At 58.8% G+C, this 24,142-nt stretch carries 25 protein-coding genes; 12 read left to right on the forward strand and 13 right to left on the reverse strand.

Annotated elements, in window-relative coordinates; all coding sequences use genetic code 11:
* The first annotated feature begins 29 nt into the window (after positions 1-29).
* The 4 genes from JJO78_RS06165 to JJO78_RS06180 all read left to right on the forward strand — a co-directional run bounded on the left by JJO78_RS06165 (position 30) and on the right by JJO78_RS06180 (position 5,190).
* Positions 30-803: an ABC transporter ATP-binding protein gene (locus tag JJO78_RS06165; RefSeq protein WP_041336165.1), complete on the forward strand. Its 774-nt coding sequence runs from the start codon at positions 30-32 to the stop codon at positions 801-803.
* Positions 793-1,725, forward strand: a complete 933-nt coding sequence (locus JJO78_RS06170; RefSeq protein ID WP_036204309.1) for an iron-siderophore ABC transporter substrate-binding protein — start codon at positions 793-795, stop codon at positions 1,723-1,725. The genes JJO78_RS06165 and JJO78_RS06170 overlap by 11 nt, the downstream gene beginning before the upstream one ends.
* The gene (gene fhuB, locus JJO78_RS06175; protein WP_075195953.1) at positions 1,715-3,745 is read left to right on the forward strand and encodes a Fe(3+)-hydroxamate ABC transporter permease FhuB; all 2,031 of its coding nucleotides are present in this window, start codon (positions 1,715-1,717) and stop codon (positions 3,743-3,745) included. The genes JJO78_RS06170 and fhuB overlap by 11 nt, the downstream gene beginning before the upstream one ends.
* 317 nt (positions 3,746-4,062) lie before the next feature.
* Positions 4,063-5,190 (forward strand): PQQ-dependent sugar dehydrogenase, encoded by a 1,128-nt coding sequence (locus JJO78_RS06180; protein ID WP_127400807.1) that lies wholly within the window; start codon positions 4,063-4,065, stop codon positions 5,188-5,190.
* 24 nt (positions 5,191-5,214) lie between these two features.
* Here the strand turns inward: JJO78_RS06180 and JJO78_RS06185 are convergent, their stop codons facing one another.
* Positions 5,215-5,628, reverse strand: a complete 414-nt coding sequence (locus JJO78_RS06185; protein WP_007152016.1) for a GFA family protein — start codon at positions 5,626-5,628, stop codon at positions 5,215-5,217.
* 123 nt (positions 5,629-5,751) lie between these two features.
* Between JJO78_RS06185 and dkgB the strand changes: the two genes are divergently transcribed.
* A complete protein-coding gene (gene dkgB, locus JJO78_RS06190; RefSeq protein ID WP_273623109.1) occupies positions 5,752-6,561 on the forward strand; it encodes a 2,5-didehydrogluconate reductase DkgB in 810 nt (269 codons plus the stop codon).
* Here dkgB and JJO78_RS06195 read toward each other — a convergent pair.
* Together JJO78_RS06195 and JJO78_RS06200 are read right to left on the reverse strand one after the other, a co-directional pair.
* Positions 6,530-7,216, reverse strand: coding sequence for a DUF6064 family protein (locus JJO78_RS06195; RefSeq protein WP_075195955.1), 687 nt, complete (start codon positions 7,214-7,216; stop codon positions 6,530-6,532). The genes dkgB and JJO78_RS06195 overlap by 32 nt on opposite strands.
* Positions 7,216-8,139, reverse strand: coding sequence for an aldo/keto reductase (locus tag JJO78_RS06200; RefSeq protein WP_036204296.1), 924 nt, complete (start codon positions 8,137-8,139; stop codon positions 7,216-7,218). The genes JJO78_RS06195 and JJO78_RS06200 overlap by 1 nt, the downstream gene beginning before the upstream one ends.
* 213 nt (positions 8,140-8,352) lie before the next feature.
* Between JJO78_RS06200 and dacB the strand changes: the two genes are divergently transcribed.
* The 4 genes from dacB (at position 8,353) to JJO78_RS06220 (ending at position 12,487) form a co-directional block, all read left to right on the forward strand.
* Complete coding sequence (dacB, locus tag JJO78_RS06205) at positions 8,353-9,930, forward strand: D-alanyl-D-alanine carboxypeptidase/D-alanyl-D-alanine endopeptidase (RefSeq protein ID WP_075195956.1); 1,578 nt, start codon at positions 8,353-8,355, stop codon at positions 9,928-9,930.
* Positions 9,931-10,243: 313 nt separating this feature from the next.
* Complete coding sequence (locus JJO78_RS06210) at positions 10,244-10,618, forward strand: DUF4398 domain-containing protein (protein WP_036204295.1); 375 nt, start codon at positions 10,244-10,246, stop codon at positions 10,616-10,618.
* 27 nt (positions 10,619-10,645) lie between these two features.
* Positions 10,646-11,461: an OmpA family protein gene (locus tag JJO78_RS06215; RefSeq protein WP_041336782.1), complete on the forward strand. Its 816-nt coding sequence runs from the start codon at positions 10,646-10,648 to the stop codon at positions 11,459-11,461.
* A gap of 156 nt (positions 11,462-11,617) precedes the next feature.
* Positions 11,618-12,487 (forward strand): DUF6279 family lipoprotein, encoded by an 870-nt coding sequence (locus JJO78_RS06220; RefSeq protein ID WP_075195957.1) that lies wholly within the window; start codon positions 11,618-11,620, stop codon positions 12,485-12,487.
* A gap of 16 nt (positions 12,488-12,503) precedes the next feature.
* Here the strand turns inward: JJO78_RS06220 and JJO78_RS06225 are convergent, their stop codons facing one another.
* From JJO78_RS06225 to JJO78_RS06245, 5 genes are all read right to left on the reverse strand, one after another.
* Positions 12,504-13,274, reverse strand: coding sequence for an SDR family oxidoreductase (locus JJO78_RS06225; RefSeq protein ID WP_036204289.1), 771 nt, complete (start codon positions 13,272-13,274; stop codon positions 12,504-12,506).
* A gap of 16 nt (positions 13,275-13,290) precedes the next feature.
* Positions 13,291-13,980 carry a histidine phosphatase family protein gene (locus tag JJO78_RS06230; protein WP_036204287.1) on the reverse strand — a complete coding sequence of 230 codons (690 nt, stop codon included), beginning with the start codon at positions 13,978-13,980 and terminating at the stop codon, positions 13,291-13,293.
* A complete protein-coding gene (locus tag JJO78_RS06235; RefSeq protein ID WP_075195958.1) occupies positions 13,980-15,044 on the reverse strand; it encodes a phosphotransferase family protein in 1,065 nt (354 codons plus the stop codon). The genes JJO78_RS06230 and JJO78_RS06235 overlap by 1 nt, the downstream gene beginning before the upstream one ends.
* 41 nt (positions 15,045-15,085) lie before the next feature.
* Positions 15,086-15,901, reverse strand: coding sequence for an SDR family oxidoreductase (locus JJO78_RS06240; RefSeq protein ID WP_036204283.1), 816 nt, complete (start codon positions 15,899-15,901; stop codon positions 15,086-15,088).
* A gap of 210 nt (positions 15,902-16,111) precedes the next feature.
* Positions 16,112-17,323, reverse strand: coding sequence for an acyl-CoA dehydrogenase family protein (locus JJO78_RS06245; protein ID WP_075195959.1), 1,212 nt, complete (start codon positions 17,321-17,323; stop codon positions 16,112-16,114).
* Between the two features lie 120 nt (positions 17,324-17,443).
* Between JJO78_RS06245 and JJO78_RS06250 the strand changes: the two genes are divergently transcribed.
* On the forward strand, positions 17,444-18,337 hold the full coding sequence (locus JJO78_RS06250) for a LysR family transcriptional regulator (RefSeq protein ID WP_075195960.1): 894 nt from the start codon (positions 17,444-17,446) through the stop codon (positions 18,335-18,337).
* A gap of 9 nt (positions 18,338-18,346) precedes the next feature.
* Here JJO78_RS06250 and JJO78_RS06255 read toward each other — a convergent pair whose 3' ends face one another.
* The gene (locus JJO78_RS06255; protein ID WP_036204277.1) at positions 18,347-18,703 is read right to left on the reverse strand and encodes a hypothetical protein; all 357 of its coding nucleotides are present in this window, start codon (positions 18,701-18,703) and stop codon (positions 18,347-18,349) included.
* Between the two features lie 162 nt (positions 18,704-18,865).
* Here JJO78_RS06255 and JJO78_RS06260 point away from each other — a divergent pair, with 162 nt between their 5' ends.
* Entirely contained in the window at positions 18,866-20,032 is a 1,167-nt protein-coding gene (locus tag JJO78_RS06260) for an isocitrate/isopropylmalate dehydrogenase family protein (protein ID WP_075195961.1), read from the forward strand.
* Here the strand turns inward: JJO78_RS06260 and JJO78_RS06265 are convergent.
* The 3 genes from JJO78_RS06265 to JJO78_RS06275 form a co-directional block, all read right to left on the reverse strand.
* On the reverse strand, positions 20,019-20,588 hold the full coding sequence (locus JJO78_RS06265; RefSeq protein ID WP_036204273.1) for a DUF1439 domain-containing protein: 570 nt from the start codon (positions 20,586-20,588) through the stop codon (positions 20,019-20,021). The genes JJO78_RS06260 and JJO78_RS06265 overlap by 14 nt on opposite strands.
* A 116-nt stretch (positions 20,589-20,704) precedes the next feature.
* Complete coding sequence (locus tag JJO78_RS06270) at positions 20,705-20,896, reverse strand: CPXCG motif-containing cysteine-rich protein (protein WP_007152033.1); 192 nt, start codon at positions 20,894-20,896, stop codon at positions 20,705-20,707.
* Between the two features lie 5 nt (positions 20,897-20,901).
* Positions 20,902-22,128, reverse strand: a complete 1,227-nt coding sequence (locus tag JJO78_RS06275; protein ID WP_036204271.1) for a pyridoxal phosphate-dependent aminotransferase — start codon at positions 22,126-22,128, stop codon at positions 20,902-20,904.
* Between the two features lie 259 nt (positions 22,129-22,387).
* Between JJO78_RS06275 and JJO78_RS06280 the strand changes: the two genes are divergently transcribed.
* A complete protein-coding gene (locus JJO78_RS06280) occupies positions 22,388-23,371 on the forward strand; it encodes a D-2-hydroxyacid dehydrogenase (RefSeq protein ID WP_075195962.1) in 984 nt (327 codons plus the stop codon).
* A gap of 83 nt (positions 23,372-23,454) precedes the next feature.
* On the opposite strand, the gene JJO78_RS06285 is transcribed toward JJO78_RS06280, so the two are convergent.
* On the reverse strand, positions 23,455-24,120 hold the full coding sequence (locus tag JJO78_RS06285) for a LuxR C-terminal-related transcriptional regulator (protein ID WP_007152036.1): 666 nt from the start codon (positions 24,118-24,120) through the stop codon (positions 23,455-23,457).
* Positions 24,121-24,142: the final 22 nt, after the last annotated feature.

Below are 24,142 nucleotides of genomic sequence, written 5' to 3' on the forward strand. Positions count from 1 at the left end.
TGCAGGCCCTCAGATCCATGGGAGCCTGCATGTCTGCGTTCTTTGAAGTATCCAGCCTGGGCGTGCACATTGGTGACGCTGCCATCCTTGACAACATCAACATCGAGTTTCGTGAAGGCGAGGTCACTGCCCTGCTCGGTCACAATGGCTCCGGCAAGTCCACGTTATTGAAAGTGCTGGCCCGCCAGATGTCGCCTTCTTCGGGCAATGCAAGCCTTCTTGGCAGCTCATTCCGGACCACCGGCGCGCGGGAATTCGCCCGTACGGTCGGTTACCTCCCCCAACATCCACCGGGCACGGACGGCCTCACCGTACGGGAACTGGTTGCCCTGGGGCGTTATCCCTGGCGCGGGCCTTTAGGCCGCTATACCGGCGAAGACCACCAGTTCATCGACCAGGCCATACACGATACCGGGCTCGACCACTTCCAGCACCGCTCTGTGGACACGCTCTCCGGCGGCGAACGCCAGCGCGCCTGGATTGCCATGCTGCTGGCGCAACAAACTCGCTGCCTGCTGCTGGACGAGCCGATTTCCGCCCTGGACGTCAAACACCAGGTGGAAACCCTGCGCCTGGTGCACCGCCTGGCCGAAGAACGGGAACTGACGGTGATTGTGGTACTGCACGATGTCGACCTGGCCGCCCGCTTCTGCGACCGCTTGGTGGCCCTCAAAGGCGGCCGGTTGATTGCAGATGGCAGTCCACGCGACATCATGGACTCGGGAATCCTGGAATCCATTTACGGCGTACCAATGGGGGTGATGGAGCGGGCGCCGGGCCAGTGGGTCTCGTATGTGCACTGAGCGTGTGGCTAAAACCCTGATTGCCATGGTGTTCATTGGTGCTCTGTCGCTGCCCGCCAGCGCCGGCACCTGGCAGCATGAAGGCGGCACCCTCACCCTGGACGAGCAACCTGAGCGGATTGTTGCCCTCAACTGGGCCGCCACAGAAGCCTTGCTGTTGCTGGGCGTGACGCCCGTGGGCGTCGCTGACCGCGATGGCTATGACGTGTGGGTGAATGAGCCGCAGCTTCCAGAGGAGGTTGCCAACATCGGCACCCGCGTCGCCCCCAGCCTCGAAGCCATTGCCGAACTCAAACCGGATCTGATTGTTACCAGTGCCGAAATGGCGCCCGCCGCAAAACTGCTGGAGCGTATCGCCCCCACTTACGTTATCAGTGTGTACAAAGAGGGCAGTCAACCCTTCGAGAAAGCCAGTGACATGCTGACCACCCTCGGCGAGATGCTGGGCCGCGAGGCTCGCGCCGAATCGATTCTGGCGGATATTGACACCACTCTGGAAACGCAACGCCGCCGGCTGGAAGCGGCGGGACTGACAGACCGGCCGGTTGCACTGGTTAATTTCATGGACGCCCGCCACGTGCGTATTTATGCCCCCAACGGCCTTTACCAGAGTGCCCTGAATGCCCTCGGGCTGGAAAACGCCTGGCCCCGGCAAGGCAACTTCTGGGGCTTCTCGGTGGTGGGCCTGGAATCCATAGCCCCTTATGAAGACAGCCGTATTGTGGTGATTGCGCCCACCGCCCCCGGGCTTGCAGACACCCTGGCCGCCAGCCCGTTCTGGACGTACCTGCCAGCGGTCAACCGCCATCAGGTTTACGAGATCGACGCCATCTGGCCGTTTGGCGGGGTTTTTCCGGTGAAACGGCTGGCCACCATGCTGACAGACAGCCTGCTGGCCGGGGGCTCTGACAATGTACGCTAGCACCTCCGGCATGCCTGCTTCCCGGCCTGATATGCCCGCCAGGCTGCCCATCGCCGCCACACTCCTCTGGCTGGGCGCGTTACTTGCCAGCGCCGCTCCCTGGCTCAACCAGTTGGATGCCGGCGCTGTGGTGTCAGCGTTCTGGGCCTTCAATCCGGACGACTATTCATCGGTTCTGGCTCACTTCAGCTGGGCGCCACGTGTATCCATCGCCATTCTGATTGGCTGCGGCCTGGGTCTGGCCGGGGCGGTTACCCAACAGGTGCTGGGCAACCCACTGGCTTCGCCTACCACCCTCGGTGTGGAAGCGGGTGGCCAATTCGGGGTGACCGTTGCCACGCTGTTCGCGCCCGGGTTACTGGCCTTCAGCCCGGATCTGGTGGCCATTGCAGGTGGCCTCATCGCCATCGGCATGGTCATCGCCCTGACGTGGCGGCTTGGTTTTTCACCCGTGACGGTGATCCTTGCCGGCCTTGTCATCACCTTCTTCCTGGGCGCCCTCAACATGGCATTTCTGCTGCTCAAGGGTGAGTGGCTGGGCAATCTTTTCATCTGGGGCGCCGGCTCCCTGGTACAGAACAATTGGGGGCCGTTCATGGAGCTGTGGCCCCGCGTGCTGATCATCTCGGTGCTGATATTGCTGCTGATGCGCCCGTTGCAGGTGCTGCAACTGGGGCAGTCGTCCGCCAGTTCACTGGGTGCCAGGGTCGGGCTTATTCGGGCACTGGCTCTGTTCCTGGTGGTACTGATGACGGCAACGGTTGTCAGCCGGGTGGGCGTCGTGGCCTTTGTGGGGCTGGCAGCGCCGGTACTGGCACGCCTGCTGGGCGCGCGTACATTAGCCAGTCGCATCCTGTGGAGCACGCTCATGGGCGGCGGGCTATTGCTGCTGGCGGATACTCTGGCGCATTGGGCATCTACCTGGGGTGATGGCTCCCTGGTGCCGACGGGAACCACCACGGCCCTCATTGGCGGCCCCATCATCCTGCTGGCGTTACAGGGTTTCAGAAACACCCATCACATGCCCGGGCAGGAATCCAACTTTGCGGGCTTCCAGCCCAGGCGGCGCGCGCCGTTGCTGGTCAGTGGTATCGTGACCGGGCTGATCGCACTGACCGTTGTCGTTTCCATGGGTTGGTCCCCGGGCCTGGATGGCTGGAACTGGACACCTGTCACCCAATGGGACAATGCCTGGGTGTGGCGCGGCCCGCGCCTGTTGGCCGCCATGCTGGCAGGGGTCGCATTGGGTCTCGCCGGCACGCTGATTCAGCGGATGACAGGTAATCCAATGGGGAGCCCGGAGATGTTGGGTATCAGCGGCGGCGCCGCGCTGGCCATGGTTCTTATCGTGCTCACCGGCGCGGATGTAGGCCGGGCCGGGCAGCTTGGCGCTGCGACGCTCGGCGCGGCCGGCGCACTCGGGTTATTGATTCTCCTGGCCCGAAAACATCGATTCGCCGGTAACCAACTGCTGCTGGGCGGCCTGGCCCTGTATGTATTCATGGATGCGGGGCTGAGATTGGTCATGGCCTCCGGCGGCACCGTCGCGTCACAACTGCTGAACTGGATGTACGGTTCCACCTGGCTGGTTTCCGAAACCGAAGCGTTTGGGCTGCTGGGATTCATCCTTCTTATCTGCGGCGTTTTGGCGCTGATCGTAAGGCCCCTGACGCTCTTGCCTCTGGGAGATACTTCGGCATCGTCCCTCGGGCTTCCGGTCACTAAAGCCCGCCTGCTACTGCTGCTGCTTGCCGCGGTACTGACTGCATCGGCTACGGTGGTGATTGGCCCTCTGAGTTTCGTAGGGCTCATTGCACCGCACCTGGCACGGGTACTGGGGCAGCAAACCGTTGGCAGGCAATTGATCGTGGCCGGGTTGGTGGGTGGCCTTCTGTTGGCCCTGGCGGACTACCTGTCGCGCATTGTGGTCTTCCCCAACCAGTTACCGGCGGGCTTGCTGGCTGCGCTGGTTGGTGGCGTCTACTTCTTGTGGGGGCTAAGCCGGCACGGTAAAGCGTGACCGACGGGACGTGTCACCAGAGCACCAGGAGGCTGGCTATGATCAGAACAAACACACCGGCGCCGGCGGCCAGTTTCAGCCCTTCAATCGCTTCCTCTTCCGGGGTCATTGTACGTCTCCTTGTGTCCATGGGTATGGATGGTTCCCGTTGATATTGAAGTAACAGTACATGATACTCGCCCAAATGTTAATAGTTCTCATTAACGTTTTGGTAACGTCAGGGTCGTAATGTTATCGCCTGATACTGCCGGCCATTCCGTTCGTATCAAATGCTAGACTTTATCGATGCAGGAATAACCTGGCACGGAGATCATTCTATGAATCGACTCGGCAACATCGCGACTCTACTGGCGTTGGCTGGGCTGGCAGCGGCCGGGCCAGCCTTCGGGCAAACGTTCCGCTCAGACAAAGCCGACTTTCGTCTGGATACGGTCGCGGAAGGCCTGGAACATCCCTGGAGCCTCGCCTTTCTCCCCAATGGCTCACAGTTGGTGACCGAGCGCGAAGGCCGGCTACGCCGAATCGAGAATGGTGAATTGCAGGACAAGCCAATTGCCGGTGTTCCCGAGCTGGTGGTCTCCGGCCAGGGTGGCCTGCTGGATGTGATCCTGCATCCGGACTTCGAAAACAATCGCACTCTGTTCCTGAGTTACGCCCATAAGATCAGCCGCGACGGGCTGACGACCAGAGTGGCTCGTGCAACGTTGGACGGCGACCGGCTGTCAGAGGTTGAAGTGATTTTCGAGGCCCTCCCCCGAGGCAACACCAGCCGTCATTTTGCGGGCCGCATGGAATTTGATCGCGATGGCAATCTGTACGTCGCGGTGGGCGACCGGGGTGAAATGGACCGTGCCCAGGCCACCGATGACGATGCTGGCGGCGTTCACCGCCTGACCGTTGACGGCGCCCCCGCGCCGGGCAATCCGTTTGTCGACGACCCGTCAGTGAATGACACCTTCTTCACCTACGGCAACCGCAACATTCAGGGCATGACCATTCACCCGCAAACAGGCGACATCTGGAGCCATGAGCACGGCCCCAGGGGTGGCGACGAGATCAACATCATCCGTGCGGGTAACAACTACGGCTGGCCAGACGTCACCTATGGCATCGACTACTCCGGAGTGCCCATCACCAGCAAAACCACCATGGAGGGCGTGACCGACCCGCTGCACTATTGGGACCCGTCCATTGCCCCCTCGGGCATGGCATTCTATACCGGTGACGAATTCCCGGAGTGGCGGGGAGATCTGTTTGTGGGCGCCCTGAAAATGCAGAAGCTGGTGCGCCTGAGCATTGAGAACGGCACGGTCAGGGAAGAAGAAGATCTTCTGGAAGACCTGGGCGAACGCATCCGTGATGTGCGAATGGGGCCCGACGGTGCATTGTGGCTGTTGACGGACGCGGACAACGGCAAGGTCTACCGGATAGTTCCAGCAGAATAGTTCGACGAGGAAACCAGCGATGCGTCAGTGAGGATCGTTGGTTCTCTCGGTTTTCTCAAACTGCGGGGTATCGTCGGTGATGGTGAACCAGTCCGACTTGGAGCCCACATAAACGTGTGATGCCGGCCCCTTTTCCAGGGGCTCATTGATCACACCCACCCGCAGGCGCAGTATACCGGGGATGGCATCCACGCGGCTGTATAACTGGCTACCGCACCTGGGGCAGAACCCACGGTACTTTCCCGGCCGGGATTCGTATTCACGGATCAGGTCCTCACCCGCTGTAAAACGGGTACGGATTTTCTGGATCGGCGAACTGGCGGAAAATGCACTGCCGTGAGCCCGGCGGCACTGGCTACAGTGGCACAGGGCAATCGGCCCCAGAGGGCCGTCGTATTCAAGCTTTATATCGCCGCACAGGCATTGCCCTGTCAGCATAACGTGACCTCAACCATGGTTTCGCTTGCGGGTTCCGAAGGCCGGTATGATAACCACCCGCCACTTGAAGAACCAGCGGGTGGGCACCACATATAAGTCACAGCGTTCACGAAGGAGGACACTATGGCATTCAGCACACTTCCGAACATCGGTATGGGTACATTCCGCCTGAAGGGCAACGATGCAAGAGACGCCGTGAAGAGTGCCCTTTCCCTTGGCTACCGGCATATCGATACCGCCCAGATGTACGGGAATGAGGCTGAAGTAGGCGATGGCATTACCTCAAGCGGTATTCCGCGACGGGAGATTTTCCTGACCACAAAAGTGTGGCACGACCAGCTCCAGCACAGCGACGTGATCAACAGTCTGCACGACAGCCTGTCGCGACTGAAGACCGACCATGTCGACCTCACACTGATTCATTGGCCATCGCCGGGCGACGCCATCCCCATGGAGGAATACCTGGGCGCACTGCGCGACGCGCAACGCGAAGGGCTAACCACCCACATCGGGCTGTCCAACTTCACCTGCGCGCAAATGGACAAGGCAAAGGAAATACTGGGTGACACGGCGATTTTCACCAACCAAGTGGAAGTGCATCCGTTCCTGGCCAACCGCAAGGTGGTGGAGCATGCCCAGAAACTGGGCATAACCGTAACCGGTTACATGCCGCTGGCGGTGGGCAAGGTAATGGACGATGAAACCCTGGCTCGCATTGGCCGCGAACATAATGCGTCTGCTGCGCAGATTGCCATTGCCTGGATGGCCTCCCGAGGGGTGGTACCGATTCCGTCGTCAACCCGACCCAAGCACCAGAAGTCCAACCTCGACGCGCTGAACATCACGCTCAGCGAGGATGAAATTGCGGAAATTGACGGCCTGGACCGTGGTGATCGGATCGCTAATCCGGATTTCGCGCCTGCCTGGGACTGACGAAGCAGGCCATCGCCGCCAACACCAGCGTGGTACCCGGAATGACCGCCAGCACCCAGGTGCCTAATGTCCAAAGGGTCGCCACGCTGAACAGTGACCATATCAGTGGTAATAATAGAAACAGCCACCGCACCCGGCGGGGAAACAGCAGCATGCAGAGCACCGCGCCCAACGCCGTGACGTCCGGTGTAACGGCGAACAGCGCTGCTGCCTGACCATTGCCGGTTTGAGCGACTGCGAGGAGAGGCGACAGCCCCATCAATGCGATCCAGCCGATGCCCATCAGCCAGCGAGACCATATCGGCCGGTTCGTTGCCGCATTCCAGGGCCAGAACAGCCCCGCCACCGTCAGTAAGGCACCCTGCAGGACAAAGGCCCAGCCGAACCAGATCGCTGGCAGATTGATCGGCCCGTAGTAATGCATCAGGAAGCCGGCCCCGCTCCATAGCCACGCCGCGGCCACCAGCAGCAGTGCACTGCGCCTCGCCATCCCATCCCCACGTACCAGTAAGGCGCCAATCGCGATCACCATCACCACCGCAACACCCTGCCATGGCCAGATATCCTGGTTGATGCGAAAAAAGAGCCGAAGAAACACCTCTGGCCCGAACATCAGGAAATCCGCCAGGGAATAGCTGAGCCAGGTGGTCCCCATCACAGCCCTGCGACATAGGCCGCCATTCGGCGCCGTTGTTTCTCATCCGGCAAAGCACCGTATAGGGCGCCCATGTTCTCCTTCATATGCTCAACGCTGGTGGTGGCCGGAATGGCACAGGTAACCGCCGGGTGGGAAAGGATGTACTTCAGGAAAAACTCCGCCCAGTTGCGGCAGCCCACCTCATCGGCCCAGGGCGGCAGTGCTTCGGACTGGAAGCGCCGGAACAGTCGCCCGCCCTGGAAGGGCCGGTTCGCAATCACGGCGATCCCGCGTTCCCTCGCCAAAGGCAGCAGTCGGTCTTCCGCCTCCCTGTCCAGCACGTTGTAGGTCAGCTGCACAAAGTCCAGCGGTTCCGTCTCCATGATGCGTGCAAAGTCTCCGTGCCTGCGGCCATGGGAGGTGGTAATGCCGATATAGCGCACGTCACCATCGGCCTTCATTTGCTGTAAGGTTGCCAGGTGTTGCTGCCAGGCCACCAGGTTGTGTACCTGCTGCAGGTCAAAACGCTCTATACCCCACTTCCTGCGGGATTCACGGTCCTGTTGCCGGGTTGCATCGCCGTCTCCGGTCCAGATCTTGGTGGCGGAAAACAGTTTTTCACGGGCATTGAGGGTGTCCAGCGCCTCACCCATCACCTCTGCCGCCGAGCCGTACATGGGTGAGCAGTCCACCAGGGTGCCACCGAGATCGAAAAAGGTTTTCAGTACCTCGGTACGCTGATCAATCAGATACTGGTCACCGCCGACATTGAAGGTACGCCAGGTGCCCATGCCAACGGCAGGCAACCGTTCGCCGGAGGAAGGAATGGGATTCATCATCACATCCCCCTTCGGAGCAGCCATCAGCGCAGGCATTCGACATGAAAGACCTGCCGCGGCCATGGCAGCCAGAAATCGCCGTCGAGTCAGTTCGTGCGCCATACTCACTCCATTTTCTGTTTCCATCATACTAATCAAGAGGTTGTACAAATGCTAACCAGTTGATTAGCATGGGCGCTTACATCCGTTAACAAAAACGCAATATAAACAACGCCCCTACTGGCATTTTTTAACGTCATGTAGAGCCTTTCCACATAGTACACGCTTAGAATATGGGCTATTGTTAATGCACTTGGAATCAATGAGCGCCACACCATGTTGCTGAAGGCACGACGCCACCCGAACACGTCCCGTTATGGAACTATCCGCCAGCATGGTCGGGTGGCCCGTGGCATGGTGGTTTCCACCATGGCTGCAGTCCTGGCAGTCGGGTCTGCCGGTGCCTTTGCTTCGGAGTCAGCCGAGGCCGGTGGCACCAATAAGACCTGGAGCAATCAGGTGCGGGATTACGCCACCGAATCCCTGAACGACGAACAGGCGCTGAGCCTCGCGGCCATCCCCATGAACGGGCCGGGCATCGAGCAGTACATCAATGCAGATGCCTTGATGAGCCCCGGCTCTATCATGAAGCTGGTCACCACCTATGCGGCGCTGGAAATCCTGGGGCCAACCCATCATTGGGACACCAGCTTCTACACCGATGGCGAGCTTGTGGGCGATACCCTCAATGGCAATTTCTACGTTGACATGGGGGGTGATCCCAAGCTGACCATTGAACGGCTCTGGAGCACCCTGAACGAGCTTCGCGGGATGGGTATCAGTGCCATCAACGGCAACCTGGTGCTGGACGGTGATGTGTTCCGCATCGCAGACGAGCAACCCGTTTTCGACGACAACGGTGACAACCCCCACGCTCCGTTTCTGGTAAAGCCGTCGCCATACCTGAGCAATCTCAACCTCGTTCACTTTCAGGTTCGCGCAGATGAACGCGGAACACAGGCCTGGAGCGCGCCTTCACTGAACGACGTGGTGATCGACAATCGAGTGATCGCTACTGCGGAAGCCCCCTGCCCCGCTCGCCGTCATTTTACCTGGGAGCCGTTTTTTCACGAGGATCACCGGGTCACCGTTCGGGTGTCAGGCGAATTACCGCAGGGCTGCCGCACCACGGCCTATCTGTCGCTTCTGCCTCACGAACAGTACACCGCATCCATGATACGTTCACTGCTGTCAGACATGGGTATCGACATCAACGGTAAGAGCCTGCTGGCCAAAACGCCGGATGACGCCCGCCTGTTGCTGAGGACCACGTCTCCGGATCTGGTAACGATGGTTAGGGACATCAACAAGTGGAGCAGCAACGTGATGGCTCGCCAGTTGCTTCTTACCATCGGTGCCGAGAATCGCCTGGAAGATGAAGAAGACGATCGTGTGGCCGGTATTCGCGTCGTTAACGAGTGGCTACAGGAAAAAGGCGTCAATACCGCTGGCCTGGTGATCGAAAACGGTGCGGGTCTGACACGCGACGGCCGTATTACAGCGCGCCAGGGTGCGCAGATTTTGCAGCACGCCTGGAACAGCCCTTTCGCTTCGGACCTGATGGCCTCCATGCCGTTGATTGCGATGGATGGCACCATGGCCAGACGGCTGCGGAATTCCGGCCTGGACGGCAAAGGGCGCATCAAGACAGGTTACCTTGAGAACGTGCGCTCCATCGCAGGCTTCACCCGCGACGACACCGACACCACCTGGGCCATTGTCGGCATGGTCAACAACGACCCTGCCTGGAATGGTCAGGCCGTGCTGGACCGGATTATCTACTCCCTTCACTACCGTCCGCCCACTGGAACCACCCTCTCCAGGGCCCAATCCAGCGGCACAAAAATACGCTGAACCACACCAATAAGCGGTAGCTGCCGGGTTTCGGTGGTTACCGTTCTGTCATTTACCGGCCCAAAGCCCACCCCCCACGCCCGCAACCTTTTGTGGCGCATTCGGCAACAGATCCGTTGTAGCGACGCCTCTCCCTACCAAGTTTATTTCCATACCTTCATGCCGTAATCAGATCCCACTGCTAATCTTATGCGTAGCAGTAGCACTAGGTGCTTAAATTGGCGGAGCCTTCAGGGGTGTCGCCAAAGACAAGTACCAACAAGAGTCTGGACGGGGCTATATCGCCCCGTTCCTCACTGGAAGGAGATTGTGCATGAGCAAGCATACTTCGATGTTAGGTGCTGCAGGTGTAATCAGCATCGCTGTCATTGCCGGAGGCTGCGCCAGTTCGGTTGAGCGGCCGGATGGTGAACTCCGGTCCGCCGAGTCCGCCATTCAGCAGGCGGTGTCGTCCGATGCCAGGGATTTTGAACCCGTACTCTTGAATCAGGCTCAGAACCGGGTTGCGGATGCCGAGGAATTGATCAATCGCGAACAATACCTTGAGGCAAGCCGCTTACTCGAAAAGGCAGCCGTGGATGCGCAACTGGCCGGCGCTCGCTCGGAAACCGCGAAAGCAAGACAAGCGGTTGATGAGGTCAATCGCAATATTGAGTCTCTTCGCAAGCGAATCGACGAACGCCAGTAAAGGCCTCATCGGAAACGGGAGATGGTTATGAATAAGCGCAACATGACTTTGGGTATGGCAGTAAGCGTTTCTGTCCTCGTGGCAGGCTGCGCCAGCACGCCCCAGGATAACGCAAAGGTCGATGAAGCACGGGCCGCCTATGAGGAAATCCGCAACGACCCGAACGTAGCCCGCAGTGGTGATCGCCAGTTGAGGAACGCAAGGGAGCAATTGTCCCGTGCTGAAACTCTGCTCGCGGACGGTGCGGACGTTACCGAGATTGAACACGCGGCTTATCTTGCCAACCGGCATGCACAAATAGCCGGTGAGCAGGGAGAGCGCGCAGAGCTGCAGGAGCAGATTGATTCCGCGGAAGCGCGTCGCAAGGAGCTGGAACTGCAGATGCGCGCTGACGAAGCGGCACAGGCCAGGCGGGAAGCCAAAGAGCTTCGCCTGCAAATGGAAGCCATGCAGGCAGAGCAAACCGACCGGGGAATGGTGTTGACCCTCGGAGATGTGCTGTTCGATCTCAACAAGGCCGAACTGAAGTCTTCCGGTGAAGCCACTGTCAGGCGATTGGCCGAGTTCATGGCCGAGTATGAAAACCGGCGTGTGCGGGTGGAAGGCTACACCGATAGCACCGGTGAGGCCTCCTACAATCAGGGCCTGTCCGAGCGTCGTGCAGAAGCCGTTCGCGATACCCTTGTCGATATGGGCATCAGCAGAAGCCGCGTTGAGACAAAAGGGTTCGGTGAGCAGTTCCCCGTTGCCAGCAATGACACCTCTGGCGGAAGACAGCAAAATCGCCGGGTAGAGATTGTCATCTCCGACGAAGAGGGCAATATCAAAGCGCGGGAGAATTGATCACCCCGTTGCCACTTACCCATAAAAAAGCCCCGGTTCAACCGGGGCAAGTTTTTTCAAAAGATGCAAAGAATCAACGCTTCAACCTGATTCTAAGGTGTTATACGTCGTTCATCACTTTTGGATCAGGTTACCCGCTTTTCCCGAGGACCGGTCATGATTCGGATTGTTTCCATTGCGCTGCTGGGCCTGGCACTCCTGGCCGGCTGCAGCTCCACCAAGATGGCGTATCGCTATGCGGACTGGGGCATCGTCTGGTGGGTGGACGACTACATACCCATGACCGCCGAACAGGAATCCCGGCTTGAGCAGGACATCCGTGGCCTCCGCCAATGGCATTGCGCCACTGAATTGCCACGCTATTCCGAGTGGCTTGCCCAGTTAAAAAGCGATGTTCGCTCTGGCAACCTGAGTCAATCCACCGTTACCCACCACCAGGAACAGCTGCTTTCCTTTTTTCCCCCACTCATGGAGCGCGCAAGGCCGGCAGCCACACGCCTGTTATCAAGCCTCAGCGATGAACAGGTTCAACAGTTGGCCAGCAATATGGAAGAGAGCCAAAAAGAGCTGGAAGACGAGTTCCTGGCGGACAACCCGGAACAAACCCGGGAAGCCCGGGCCGAGCGCACGATGGAACGGGTTGAACGCTGGCTGGGGTCCCTCAACGAGCGACAGCGTGACACGGTCAACGCCTGGTCGGAAGGCCGGGGCAAGCAGACTGAAATCTGGCTGGAGGGGCGTCGGAATTGGCAACAGGCGTTAATCGATGCCCTGGCAACGCGAGACAGCGACGATTTTTCAGATCGAGTCCATTATCTAATGAGCAACTACGAGGAAGTTCGGGGGGAACGATACCAGCGGATGATGTCGGAAAGCCGGGCAGCCATGGCCGGCCTGATGACCGATTTACTGCAGCAGGCCGACCAGCGCCACCTTGACCACTTGCTGGAACAGGCGGCAACCATGCAGGGCGATTTCGATACCCTCGCCTGCACCAGCGAGGGTACCGGAAGCCTTAACGGCTAACGTCAGGACGCCCGGCTCAGATCGTCAGGTAACCGCCGTCCACGTTAATGCAGGTGCCTGTGGTATAGCTGGAAGCACCCGACGCCAGGTAAAGGACCGTGCCGGCCATTTCGTCCGGGTCTGCCACCCGCTTCATGGGGATGTGGGCCATCGCCTGCTTCTTGATGGCTTCGTTGCTGGTCAGCGCACTGGCGAACTTGGTGTCGGTCAGCCCCGGCAGCAGGGCGTTTACCCGAACCTTCTGCTGCCCCAGTTCCATGGCGAAGGACTTTGTCATGGATATCACCGCTGCTTTGGTGACGGAATAGATACCCTGGAAATGGCCAGGGTTGACGCCATTGACCGAGGCCACGTTGATAATGGACCCACCGCCATTCTTCTTCATGATCTGTGCGCCGCGGGCACACATGAAGAAATAGCCGCGAATGTTCACGTCCACCGTCTTGTGGTAGGCGCCCAGATCCGTGTCTTCGATGGGGCCGAAATAGGGGTTGGCTGCGGCGTTGTTCACCAGAACATCCAGCTTGCCGTGTTTCGATTCGATGTGCTGCCAGATGTCTTCAATCTGATCCATTTCGCCAATGTGGCAGGCATAGGCTTCGGCGCTGCCCCCAGCTTCGCGGATGCTACTGGCAACCGCCTCGCAACCGTCAATCTTGCGGCTGCTGACAATCACATGGGCGCCGTAGTTTGCCAGGGTGCGGGCGATGCTCTCGCCGATGCCACGGCTGGCGCCGGTGATCAGGGCCACTTTCCCACTCAGATCAAACAGGTCTTGCTTACTCATTCTTCACCTCAGTTCGTTATCGGAAGGTCACCAGGGAGGGATCTTCGGCTTCCAGGTGACTGTAATTGTTGAACACCGCCAGGCTGCGCCGGGCCCCGGAATGCAGAACCCGGGTAACACTGGTATTGGCAATCACGGAATTCATATCCAGGGCCTTGCGATCACTCAGTTCCAGAAGATGCTGGGCGATCACGGCAATCGGACCGCCGGATGTGGATACCAGGGTCTCGCCACCATCGGCATACTCAATCAGTTGCTCCAGCGACGTAATCACCCGCTGACGGAACGCTTGCCAACTTTCGGTGTATTCGTGATCGTGTCCGCCACTGACCCAGCGCTGCATGGCTTCCTCGAACACCTGCTGGAACGCCCTTGCCGGCTTGGGGAAGGCTGCCAGATCACGCGCCATGCGCTCGCGGTCTTGCCACTCGGGGCGCAAACGCTCCACCACCTGGGTATGATCAAACTCGTTGAAGCCATCCACCGCCTGCATGTCTGGCAGTGCATCACCGTAACCACTGGCGATCGCCTCTACCGTTTCCCGATGGCGCTCCATGTTGCCGCCGAAGACCGCGTTGGGCGTCACCTTGCCCGCAAGCCACCGGCCGAGGACACGCCCCTGCTCCCAGCCACGAGGAGAAAGCTGGTCATAGTTTTCCTTGCCGAAACTGGCCTGCCCGTGGCGAATCAGATAGATCGTTGCCATTACAGGTCACTCGCCTCGATAAGTCGCTGACAGCGTTTTTCCAGGTAGTTCGCGGCATGGCCAAAGGCGGCGAATCGCTTGTCTTTGGTCTGGCCGTGGTAAAAACGGTAATAGATCTGCTGGACAATCACCGCCAGCCGGAACAGGCCATAGATCTCGTAGAAATCGAAGTTGTCGATCTTGCGGCTGGATTTCTCCGCGTAGTAAGCGACCACCTCCTTGCGGGTCAGCATGCCCGGCTGGTGGGTCGGCTGTCGACGCAACATCTGGAACGGGCCCTCGTCATCGGCCTCAATCCAGTAGGCCAGGCTGTTGCCCAGATCCATCAGCGGGTCGCCGATGGTCGCCATTTCCCAATCAAGAACACCAATCACCTCGAACGGGTTGTCCTGATTGAGCACCACATTGTCGAAGCGGTAGTCGTTGTGAATGACCACCTGGGCAACGTCGTCCGGCATCTTGTCGTTCAGCCAGCCCATCACTGCTTCAAAGTCACCCACGTCATCCGTCTTCGCCTTGCGGAAACGGTCACTCCAGCCGCCAATCTGGCGCTGCACATAACCGGCGCCCTTACCCAACTTATCAAGGCCGGTGGCCTTGGCATCGACATTGTGCAGGTCCACCAGTTTGTCGATCACATTCAGGCACAGCTTGCGGGTATCCGCCTCACTGAGCTCAAAGTCCTTGGGGAAATCCTGGCGCAGGATGATGCCTTTCAGGCGCTCCATGATGTAAAAATCGCAGCCCAGAATGTCGTGGTCGTCGCAGATGGCGACAATGTTCGGAACATACGGGAATTCGGGCTTGAGAGCCCGCATCACCTTGGCTTCCCGCAACATGTCGTGGGCAGACTTGGCAATATGGCCAAACGGCGGGCGGCGCAACACGTAAGAACGATCGCCATAGTCCACCTGGTACGTCAGATTGGATGCGCCACCGGGATACTGTTTGATCGCAGGCGCGCCTTCCAGGTCCGGGATGGCCTGCTTCATGAAGCGGTCAACGGCCGCAATATCCAGCTCTTCACCTTCGCGGATATCAACAGCCTGGTCGATCTGGGTCATACGGCTCTCCCTTACTTCCTGATTCTGTGTTAAATAATGACTTAGGCCTTGCCGCCCATTTTCTTCATCCAGCGCTTGCTTTCCTGGTACATCAACCAGTCAAACGCCTTGGGCGCGTGGCGTTTGAGTACCCACATGCGACGCTCTTTGGCGTGTGGCAGCACCCAGAAATCGCCTTTCTCTACCGAACGAACGATGTCATCGGCCACGTTTTCAGCAGTGATGGTGGAGCGTTTCATCAGTTTGTTGACGTTCTGCTGAATGCCCGGAATATCCGATCGCATGCTGCTGGTCAGATTGGTCTGGAAAAACGCCGGGCATACGCAGCTAACGTGTATACCGGAGTCTCGCAGCTCCTGGCTGAGGGTTTCCGAGAGCGCAATCACACCGGCCTTGGACACATTGTAGCTGTCCATCAGCGGCGCAAGCATAAGCCCGGCCATGGAAGCGATGTTCACAAAGGCTCCGGAGCCCTGCTTCTTGAACTGCGGGGTAAAGGCCTTGCAGCCACGAACGACACCCAACACGTTGATGTCCATGATCCATTCCCAATCGGCCATGGTGGTGTCTTCAATCGAGCCCGCGGAAGCGACACCAGCGTTGTTCACCACCACGTCTACCCCGCCCCATTTGCCGGTGAGGTCCTCGCAGATCTTCTCAAGGTCGGTCAGCCGGCGCACATCGCACTCAACAAAGTAACCTTCGCCACCCGCGTTGTTGATCTCCTGCTCTACGGCAATGCCCTGCTCGGGATTAATATCGCCAATACAGACCTTGGCGCCTTCTTTGGCATACCGCAATGCAATAGCCCGGCCCAGGCCGCTGGCCCCGCCGGTAATAAATACTCGCTGTGTCATCGTTGTCTTCCGCTGTTTTCTATCGTTTTTAGTTTCGGTGCAAGAGCCCGCGATGGCCCCACATGCCGACTCCCTGAGTTAGCAGGGGACGGAGGGGGGCTGTTTCAGAAACTGTACGGAGCCATGGATGGCGGAGTCCAAGCGCCACATGGATGTGCCGAAGGAGCGTGTCTCTGAAACAGCCTCCCTCCGTCCCCAGGCACCCAAGCTTCAGTTCCGGTATTTAGCCAACTCCAGACGAGCAACCATCGCACGGTGAACCTCATCAGGGCCATCAGCCAGGCGCAAAACCCGAGCATAGGCGAACAGCTGAGTCAGCGGGAAATCATCGTCGCTAACACCCGCACCACCGTGAATTTGAATCGTATCGTCCACAATCTGCTGAAGCATCTTCGGAATAACCGCCTTAATCATGGACACTTCCTGCAAGGCTCCAGAGATACCTTTGGTATCCAATGCCCAGGCGCATTTCAGCGTCAGCAAACGCGCCTGCTCAATCGCCATACGGGCATTGGCAATCACATCCGGATTACCGCCCAGTTTAGCGATTGGCCGACCAAACGCCTCACGACTGGTCGCCCTTTTGATCATCAGTTCCAGAGTACGCTCCGCCGCACCGATGGCACGCATACAGTGGTGAACACGCCCCGGCCCAAGACGGCCCTGGGCAATCTCGAAGCCACGGCCGGGGCCCGCAATAAATGCAGTCTTGGGCAAGCGCACGTTGTCGAAGGACACAACACCGTGACCGTATGGCTCATCGTAGGCGCCGAACACCGGCAGCATTCGCTCAATTTTGACCCCAGGGGTATCCAGCGGCACCAACACCATGGAATGACGGCGGTGCTTGTGGGCATCGGGATCGGTCAGGCCCATGAATATGGCAACCTTGCAATCCGGGTGGCCAACGCCAGTGCTCCACCATTTGCGACCGTTGAGAACAACCTCGTCGCCATCCACGGTGGCCGTGGCTTCCATGTTGGTGGCGTCTGAAGATGCCACAGCTGGCTCTGTCATGCAGAAAGCGGAGCGTACTTCACCGCTTTGCAGACGGGGCAGCCACTCGGCTTTCTGCTCTTCGGAGCCGTAGTGGATCAGCACTTCCATGTTGCCGGTGTCCGGCGCGTTGCAGTTGAAGATTTCCGGGGCAATGAAGCTGCGGCCAGTTTCTTCGGCAATCAGGGCATAGTCGGAGTTGAGAAGCCCACACCCGTATTTCTCATCCGGGAAGAACATGTTCCACAGGCCCTGTGCTTTGGCCTTTGCTTTCAGTTCCTTGATGATGGGCAACACCACCCAGCGGTTTTCCTGCGCCATCAGTTCCTTATGGTACTGCTCTTCAATCGGGAAGATTTCTTCCTCCATGAAAGTTTTGACGCGCTTGAGATAGTCCTGGCCCTTCTCGGAAATACTGAAATCCATTGCCATGTCCTCTTGGTTTGACCGATATCGAGCCAGTCTAGTTTTCTATCCACTATTACGCGACTGAATAATTCTTATCATTTATCATAAGGCTGGCTTATTCGCGAAGGGGAGATGCTTATGGCACTGAATCGACTGGACCTGAACCTGCTGCATGTATTCGACACCATCTACCGGGAGGGCAGTCTGACCCGCGCCGCCCGGGCCCTCCACCTCACCCAGCCGGCGGTCAGCCATTCCCTGTCACGTCTGCGGGAGCATTTTGATGACCCCTTGTTCAGCCGTCAGGGCAACCAGATGGTGCCCACTCCCCTGGCCCGTCGTTTCCTGGAGTCCATGCGCCCGGGGCTGACCCAGATACAGAGTGCGGTGAACCAGTTCCACGCCTTCGACCCGGCCAATCAGCGCAAAACCTATTCGCTGGCCTTGCGGGACATCCTCGAGTCGACGTTCCTGCCCAAACTGATGGGCCGACTGGAAAGCTACCCCGAACTGGAGATCATCAGCCAGCGGGTACCCCGGCGGGACATGGAAACCCAGCTGGCAGCGGGCAAACTGGATTTTGCGGTGGACGTGCTGTTGCCGGTCAGCAATCAGACGGGCCATGAACTATTGCGACACGACAGGTTGGTGGTGCTGGCGAGAAAGGGCCACCCGCTCACCGGCGGCGGCCTGACCTTGGACAAGTATCTCGAAGCCAAGCATGTACTGGTTTCGTCCCGGTCGGAGGGCCCCGGCATTGAGGACTTTGAACTGTCGCGGTTCGGAGTGCAGCGAAACATTCGTCTGCGATGCCAGCACTACTACGCCGCCTGCCGGGTAGCTGAGGGAACCGACCTGTTGCTGACCATGCCGGAAAACTACGCGCGGATCATCGCGGAACGGGCTGACATCGATATTCTGACCACTCCGGTGGACCTACCCGGTATCGATGTGCATCTATACTGGCACAAGGCCTATGAAAGGGAGCCAGCGCTCATCTGGTTCCGGGAGCAGTTGGCCAGCATCGTGTGAGCGCCACCTTCAGTAGGCCCCCACCAGTTTCAGGAAACCAAGAAATCCGGCGGCGGTAATACCCAGTGACGCTACAACAATGCCGAAGCCCCACCAGATCGCGGCCCCATCAGACACCTCAGTGTCGTGCCCTCGCAAGGTGCGGTAGAACGCCCAGGGGCCAAGAATAAAGGCACCCAACACCGCAAACACGAGCCCCACACTGACGCCCGCAAATGTCCAGGTGGCCAGCACTGTGGCGCGATCAGATACCTGTTCCTTGACGCCATGGCGAAGCAGGAACTGTTTGCAGAAGAACCAGATCAGCGCGAACAGGATGATGACAAACAACAGTCCGCCAACGACGGTAATCAGGCGATAGAACAAGGCAAATCCTCAGTAAAATTAGTCAACCACAGCACTATAACCAGCAATCCATAACTGGTAAAACAAACGAGGGATTAAATGGTGTGGAATCCCCATGGCACATGACTACACTGAATCACACGACTGACTCTACGATCACAGCAACAGGAAGGAGTATCCGGAATGGCCCAGAAAACCCGAATTGCGGTGACCCCCGGTGATGGCATCGGTCCTGAAGTGGTTGCCGAGGCGGTACACTGCCTGGAGACCCTGCGCAAACGACACGATTTGCCGATGGAGTGGACACGCTTTCCCTGGCCATCCCATGCCTGGCACGAAGAGAATGGCGAATCCATGCCGGCTGATGCTCTGGACCAATTAAAATCCTATGATGCGATTCTGTTGGGTGCCCTGGGCGACCCCGGCCCGGTCGACGACCCTGACCGTTACCTGCTGCCAGACAGCATCTCCCTGGCCCCCCTGCTGGACATGCGCAAGGGATTTGATCAGTGGGTTTGCGAACGGCCCGCCAGACTGCTTCCCGGTGCCCGTCAGTATCTGGCGGATGAGCGCGCCAAAGACATCGACATGCTGGTGATTCGAGAAAACAGCGAGGGCGAGTACGTTAGCCAGGGCGGGCGGCTCCGTAAGGGCGCACCGGATGAAGTGGCTACCCAGATGGAAGTATTCACCCGCCGGGCAACCGACCGGATTATCCGCTATGGCTTCGAGCAGGCCCGCCTGCGAGCCGCCGCACGCGCCGAAGAAGGCCGCACCCGACACTTCCGTACTCTGGAAGGTAAAACCTGCGAAAGCCAGGTGTGCATCGTGACCAAACGCAATGCCCTGCGCTATTGGGGCGACATGTACACCGAAGCCTTCGAAGAAATGGCGAAACAGTACCCCGACGTAGCAACGCACCACGAACTGGTGGATGCGGCCTGCATGAAGTTCGTCCAGGCGCCCTGGGCGTTCGATGTGGTGGTGGCCAGCAACCTGCAGGGTGACATCCTGACCGACCTGGCAGCCGTATTGTCCGGCGGCATGGGCGTGGCGCCCTCCTGCAACCTGAATCCCGACGAAAACGGCATGCCCTCGATGTTCGAGCCAACCCATGGCAGCGCACCGGATATTGCCGGCCAGGGCCTGGCCGACCCCACAGCAATGCTGTTCACCACGGCACGCATGCTGGAGTGGCTGGGGCGGAAGGACCCGGCTGTGGCCGCGGCCGGGCGGGAATTGTTTGACGCAGTAGCCGCTGATCTGGCGGAGAACGCCGGCAAATCCAGGGGTACACAGGAAATCGGCGCCGCCGTGCGCGAGCGCCTGGAGTCACTTACTCGGCCATAACGAACTCAAGCCGCCCGGGCGCAACCCTCACGTCCATGGGCACCATGCCGAACATTCGCTGGGTGAAGTCCGCTTCATCCAGCCGATACACCGGCATGGTTTCCAGCATCTGGGCAACCACCCTCATGACGTTATCCGTAACCGGTTTGAGATCCCCTTTGAAAAACGACGAATCGATACTGCTTTCCAACAGTTGCAGCCGCCGAATGTAGATCGCTTTCTCCTTACTGTCGTAAACAGGCGCTCCTTCCACTTTCAGGGCAATATCGACTGGCAGCTTTGCCATCAGCGCATTCAGGGCGACCTGTCCTCTCAGGTCAATGACCGCCACGTCACGGCCATCCGGGCCAAGGGTAATGTCCGCATTGCTCAGGCTCAGGCTAAGTGGCGACCCGCTCTGCAGCTGCCGGCGATCAAAGTCACTGACGGTATCCTGAAAGTGGCGCTCCAACGTCGCTTCGGAAATGGAATAGGGTGACAGGCTGGCACAGCCGCCTAGAACAAACATGGATAACAGAATAACGGCCGAAAACAGGCGGGTTGATGCGTTGACCATCGAAAGACTCTCCTTTGCAGTTCCTCCTATCCTGAGCCAAGGTGGCTGCCCGGGCAAGCCGGGCAGGTTAATCATCGTTCAGGAATGAATAGACACCGCCGAAGGTTGGCGGGCGGTTATTCGTTCTCGGCCCGGACGGTCACGGAGGGGGTCAGGTTCTCGTCGAGGACCACGTGGACCAGGATGGGCTGACAGCACACCTGGCAGTCCTCCACGTACTCCTGATCTTCCACCGAAGGGTCGACGCTGAGATCCAGCGTCTCCCAACAGTAGGGGCATTGCACAAGCACTGAGTCCAGAGCCGACATGACGGTCAGAACTGCTGCTTGGCCATCCAGGGGATGATCCGGTCGAAGGCTTCATCCAGTTTCTCGCACGTGGTCGAGAAACTGATCCGAACGGCGTTCGTGCACCCTTCCCCGAAGGCATCTCCCGGCACCAGGCAAACACCCGTTTCCTTGAGCATTCGCAGCGCCAGATCGGAGCCGTCCACGTGGGGCGGCAAATCCGGGAACGCAAAGAAGGCGCCACCGGGTTTGTACCCTGTCAGATACGGTGTCTGGTCGACCAATTCCACCACCTTGTCGCGGCGTTCACGGTAGATGTCCACCATGTTCTTGACGCATTGCTGGTCTCCGGTGAGTGCCGCGACGCCCGCGAACTGGGACGGCGTGTTGGCGACAGAGGTGGTGAACATGTGGAAACGCCGCAGCGACTTGATCGCCGCCTGGCTTGCAATCACCCAACCTACCCGCAACCCGGCCATACTGTAGGTCTTCGAGAAGCTGCTGATGCACATGATGTTGTCCAGGTCCATTGAGCAGTTCAATACACTGGCGAAGTCGTCATCGTCAAAGATGAGGTGATCATAGACCTCGTCGGCGTATACCTGGATTCCCCGGTAGGCGCACTCTTCCAGAATGGTCTCGACGGTAGTGCGGGGGTATACGGCCCCGGTGGGGTTATTGGGGTTGTTCAGGATCAGCGCAAACGTGCGCGGTCCCATGGCCCGGATTACTTCGTCCGGATCCAACTGGTGGTCGTTATCCGCCCGGGTGGGCACAAACTTGACCTCACCACCGTTCATGCGAATCAGCGGTGCGTAAAGCAGGAACGACGGGTCAGTCACGATGAACTGCCGGCCTGGCGCAGACGTCGCCGAAATCGCCAGGTACATCGCCTCGGTCGCCCCGCTGGTGATCAGGATGTTGTCCCGGGTCAGCTTGCGATCGTAGCGTGCGCCGTAGTAATCCCGCAGGGCAACCAATAACTCGGGCAGGCCCGCGTCCATGGTGTACCCCGTCTGCCCGGCATTGAGCGCGTCAATATAAGCGTCAATGACATGCTTGGGGGTTGGCAAATCCGGCTGACCGATGGAAAGATGAATGACATCCTTCATGGTGGCCGCCATATTCACCATGCGACGAATGCCCGGCACCGGAACCGCCTGCATCGCCGGGTTCCAACTGGCCTTGTTCTTCCGGTATTTCACTTTACGCGGTTTGGTCTGGCCGGTTTCTCGATTGGCGGCTTCTGCCATAAACACCTCCTGGACGCGGGGCAAAATAGTAGCTACTCCTGCAGGTTAGTCAGTAAACAGGGGCCGTACAAGACATAAAACAGAAAGATTGGATTACCGGAACGAAACGCCGTAGTACCCGCTATAACAAGGGCTACGACCTTTATCTTATATGGGGTCAGGTTGACCAGTTCAGGCTCAGATACCAGACTGTAGACTCGACATCCGGACTGTCGATTCCCGCGGCCGGACGCGGACAAACTGCATTGGCGGAGGACAGATGACCCAACACAGCAAACCGGTTGTAACCGTTCTGACAGCACCCGGTGAAAACGAGCCTCCTGGCATGGATGCCCTGCGGGCACGAGCAGAGGTTCGCTTTGCCTCTGACGAGCCCACTCTGCGGGACACCTTGCCGGGCACCGACGTAATGATGGTGACGGACTTTCGTACCGAGGCCCTGGCCGCCGCCTGGCCGTCAGCGGACAAACTGCAGTGGATCCACGCCACCAGTGCCGGCGTGGATGCCTTGATGTTCCCGGACCTTATTGAAGGCGATGTCACCGTGACCAACGCCCGGGGCATCTTCGACCGCACCATTGCCGAGTACGTGCTGTGCACGATTCTGATGTTCGCCAAGGATTTTCCCCGCTCCCTGCGCCTGCAGGCAGAGCACAAATGGCAGCACCGGGACACCGAAAGAGCTGAAGGCAAACAGGTACTGATCGTTGGCGCCGGTTCCATCGGCGGGCAGATTGCCCGGCTATGCAAGGCCGCCGGCCTGAAACCCCACGGTATTGCCCGCAAACCCCGCCAAGACGATCCGGATTTTGTCGCGGTTCACGGCAATGACGACCTCACCGAGCAACTGGGCCTGGCGGATTTCGTAGTCATCGCCGCCCCACTGACCCCCCAGACCGAAGGCCTATTCAACGAAAAAGCCTTCAAGGCCATGCGCAAGTCCGCCCGCCTGATCAACATTGGTCGCGGGCCCGTGGTGAAAACCGACGACCTGATTGCCGCCCTGAATAACGGCGACATCGCTGGCGCGGCGCTAGACGTGTTCGAGGAAGAACCCCTACCGGCGGATCATCCGCTCTGGGATATGGAAAATGTCATCATGACCGCCCACATGTCTGGCGATTTTATCGGCTGGAAACGGGCGCTGACCGACCAGTTCCTGGAGAACCTGGACCGCTGGCATCAGGGTGAGGAGCTGTTCAATCTGGTGGATAAGAAATTGGGGTATGCCAGTAAAAAGTGAGCACGCCCGCTCAAACAAAAAAAAGCGGAAATCCCATTCGCAGGGATTTCCGCTTTTTCAATTCAATAGAACCTCTGGGCCAATCAGCTACCAGACAACGACGTATCCGAAGGATCTATCTCCATTTGCTGGATCGCAATTACCGCCTGGGTCCGGTTGCGAACCCCCAGCTTCCGGAACACCGCCGTGATATGGGCCTTGATGGTAGCCTCTGAGACGTCCAGATCATAAGCGATCTGTTTGTTCAAAAGCCCCTCAGCCAGCATACCCAGCACCCGGAACTGCTGCGGCGTCAGTGACGCCAGTTTTTCGGAGAAGTCCGTCATGTCCGAATGCATCCGCTCGATCTTGTCCGCCACACCCTCCGGCAACCAGACGTCTCCTTCCAGGACTGCCTGAATCGCCTCGGTGATGGTTGGCAGAGGCGCCGACTTCGGAATAAAGCCCGACGCCCCATAGTCGATCGAACGGCGCATCACCTGCATTTCTTCCGATCCTGACACCACCACCACTGGCAGGCCGGGGTACTGCCCGCGCATGAACACGAGCCCCGAAAAGCCGTGGGCGCCCGGCATGTTCAGATCCAGCAACACCAGATCCGCATCCGGATGCGACTCTACCGCCGCCTGCAGCGCCTTGATGCTGTCCACTTCCACTGTCTTGGCATCAGGTACCGCCTGACTGACCGCCTGTTTCAGAGCTGCCCGAAACAGCGGGTGATCATCGGCGACGATAATAGTTTGTGTCATTCAACAGATTCCTCACAGGGTC

The sequence above is a fragment of the Marinobacter sp. DS40M6 genome (genome assembly GCF_028581595.1).
Lineage (GTDB): Bacteria > Pseudomonadota > Gammaproteobacteria > Pseudomonadales > Oleiphilaceae > Marinobacter > Marinobacter salarius.

Bases quoted from the DNA above. Each gene is read 5' to 3' on its own strand.
- JJO78_RS06165 (WP_041336165.1), top strand. From the start codon at position 30: ATGTCTGCGTTCTTTGAAGTATCCAGCCTGGGCGTGCACATTGGTGAC.
- JJO78_RS06170 (WP_036204309.1), top strand. From the start codon at position 793: ATGTGCACTGAGCGTGTGGCTAAAACCCTGATTGCCATGGTGTTCATT.
- fhuB (WP_075195953.1), top strand. From the start codon at position 1,715: ATGTACGCTAGCACCTCCGGCATGCCTGCTTCCCGGCCTGATATGCCC.
- JJO78_RS06180 (WP_127400807.1), top strand. From the start codon at position 4,063: ATGAATCGACTCGGCAACATCGCGACTCTACTGGCGTTGGCTGGGCTG.
- JJO78_RS06185 (WP_007152016.1), bottom strand. From the start codon at position 5,628: ATGCTGACAGGGCAATGCCTGTGCGGCGATATAAAGCTTGAATACGAC.
- dkgB (WP_273623109.1), top strand. From the start codon at position 5,752: ATGGCATTCAGCACACTTCCGAACATCGGTATGGGTACATTCCGCCTG.
- JJO78_RS06195 (WP_075195955.1), bottom strand. From the start codon at position 7,216: ATGGGGACCACCTGGCTCAGCTATTCCCTGGCGGATTTCCTGATGTTC.
- JJO78_RS06200 (WP_036204296.1), bottom strand. From the start codon at position 8,139: ATGGCGCACGAACTGACTCGACGGCGATTTCTGGCTGCCATGGCCGCG.
- dacB (WP_075195956.1), top strand. From the start codon at position 8,353: ATGTTGCTGAAGGCACGACGCCACCCGAACACGTCCCGTTATGGAACT.
- JJO78_RS06210 (WP_036204295.1), top strand. From the start codon at position 10,244: ATGAGCAAGCATACTTCGATGTTAGGTGCTGCAGGTGTAATCAGCATC.
- JJO78_RS06215 (WP_041336782.1), top strand. From the start codon at position 10,646: ATGAATAAGCGCAACATGACTTTGGGTATGGCAGTAAGCGTTTCTGTC.
- JJO78_RS06220 (WP_075195957.1), top strand. From the start codon at position 11,618: ATGATTCGGATTGTTTCCATTGCGCTGCTGGGCCTGGCACTCCTGGCC.
- JJO78_RS06225 (WP_036204289.1), bottom strand. From the start codon at position 13,274: ATGAGTAAGCAAGACCTGTTTGATCTGAGTGGGAAAGTGGCCCTGATC.
- JJO78_RS06230 (WP_036204287.1), bottom strand. From the start codon at position 13,980: ATGGCAACGATCTATCTGATTCGCCACGGGCAGGCCAGTTTCGGCAAG.
- JJO78_RS06235 (WP_075195958.1), bottom strand. From the start codon at position 15,044: ATGACCCAGATCGACCAGGCTGTTGATATCCGCGAAGGTGAAGAGCTG.
- JJO78_RS06240 (WP_036204283.1), bottom strand. From the start codon at position 15,901: ATGACACAGCGAGTATTTATTACCGGCGGGGCCAGCGGCCTGGGCCGG.
- JJO78_RS06245 (WP_075195959.1), bottom strand. From the start codon at position 17,323: ATGGATTTCAGTATTTCCGAGAAGGGCCAGGACTATCTCAAGCGCGTC.
- JJO78_RS06250 (WP_075195960.1), top strand. From the start codon at position 17,444: ATGGCACTGAATCGACTGGACCTGAACCTGCTGCATGTATTCGACACC.
- JJO78_RS06260 (WP_075195961.1), top strand. From the start codon at position 18,866: ATGGCCCAGAAAACCCGAATTGCGGTGACCCCCGGTGATGGCATCGGT.
- JJO78_RS06265 (WP_036204273.1), bottom strand. From the start codon at position 20,588: ATGGTCAACGCATCAACCCGCCTGTTTTCGGCCGTTATTCTGTTATCC.
- JJO78_RS06270 (WP_007152033.1), bottom strand. From the start codon at position 20,896: ATGTCGGCTCTGGACTCAGTGCTTGTGCAATGCCCCTACTGTTGGGAG.
- JJO78_RS06275 (WP_036204271.1), bottom strand. From the start codon at position 22,128: ATGGCAGAAGCCGCCAATCGAGAAACCGGCCAGACCAAACCGCGTAAA.
- JJO78_RS06280 (WP_075195962.1), top strand. From the start codon at position 22,388: ATGACCCAACACAGCAAACCGGTTGTAACCGTTCTGACAGCACCCGGT.
- JJO78_RS06285 (WP_007152036.1), bottom strand. From the start codon at position 24,120: ATGACACAAACTATTATCGTCGCCGATGATCACCCGCTGTTTCGGGCA.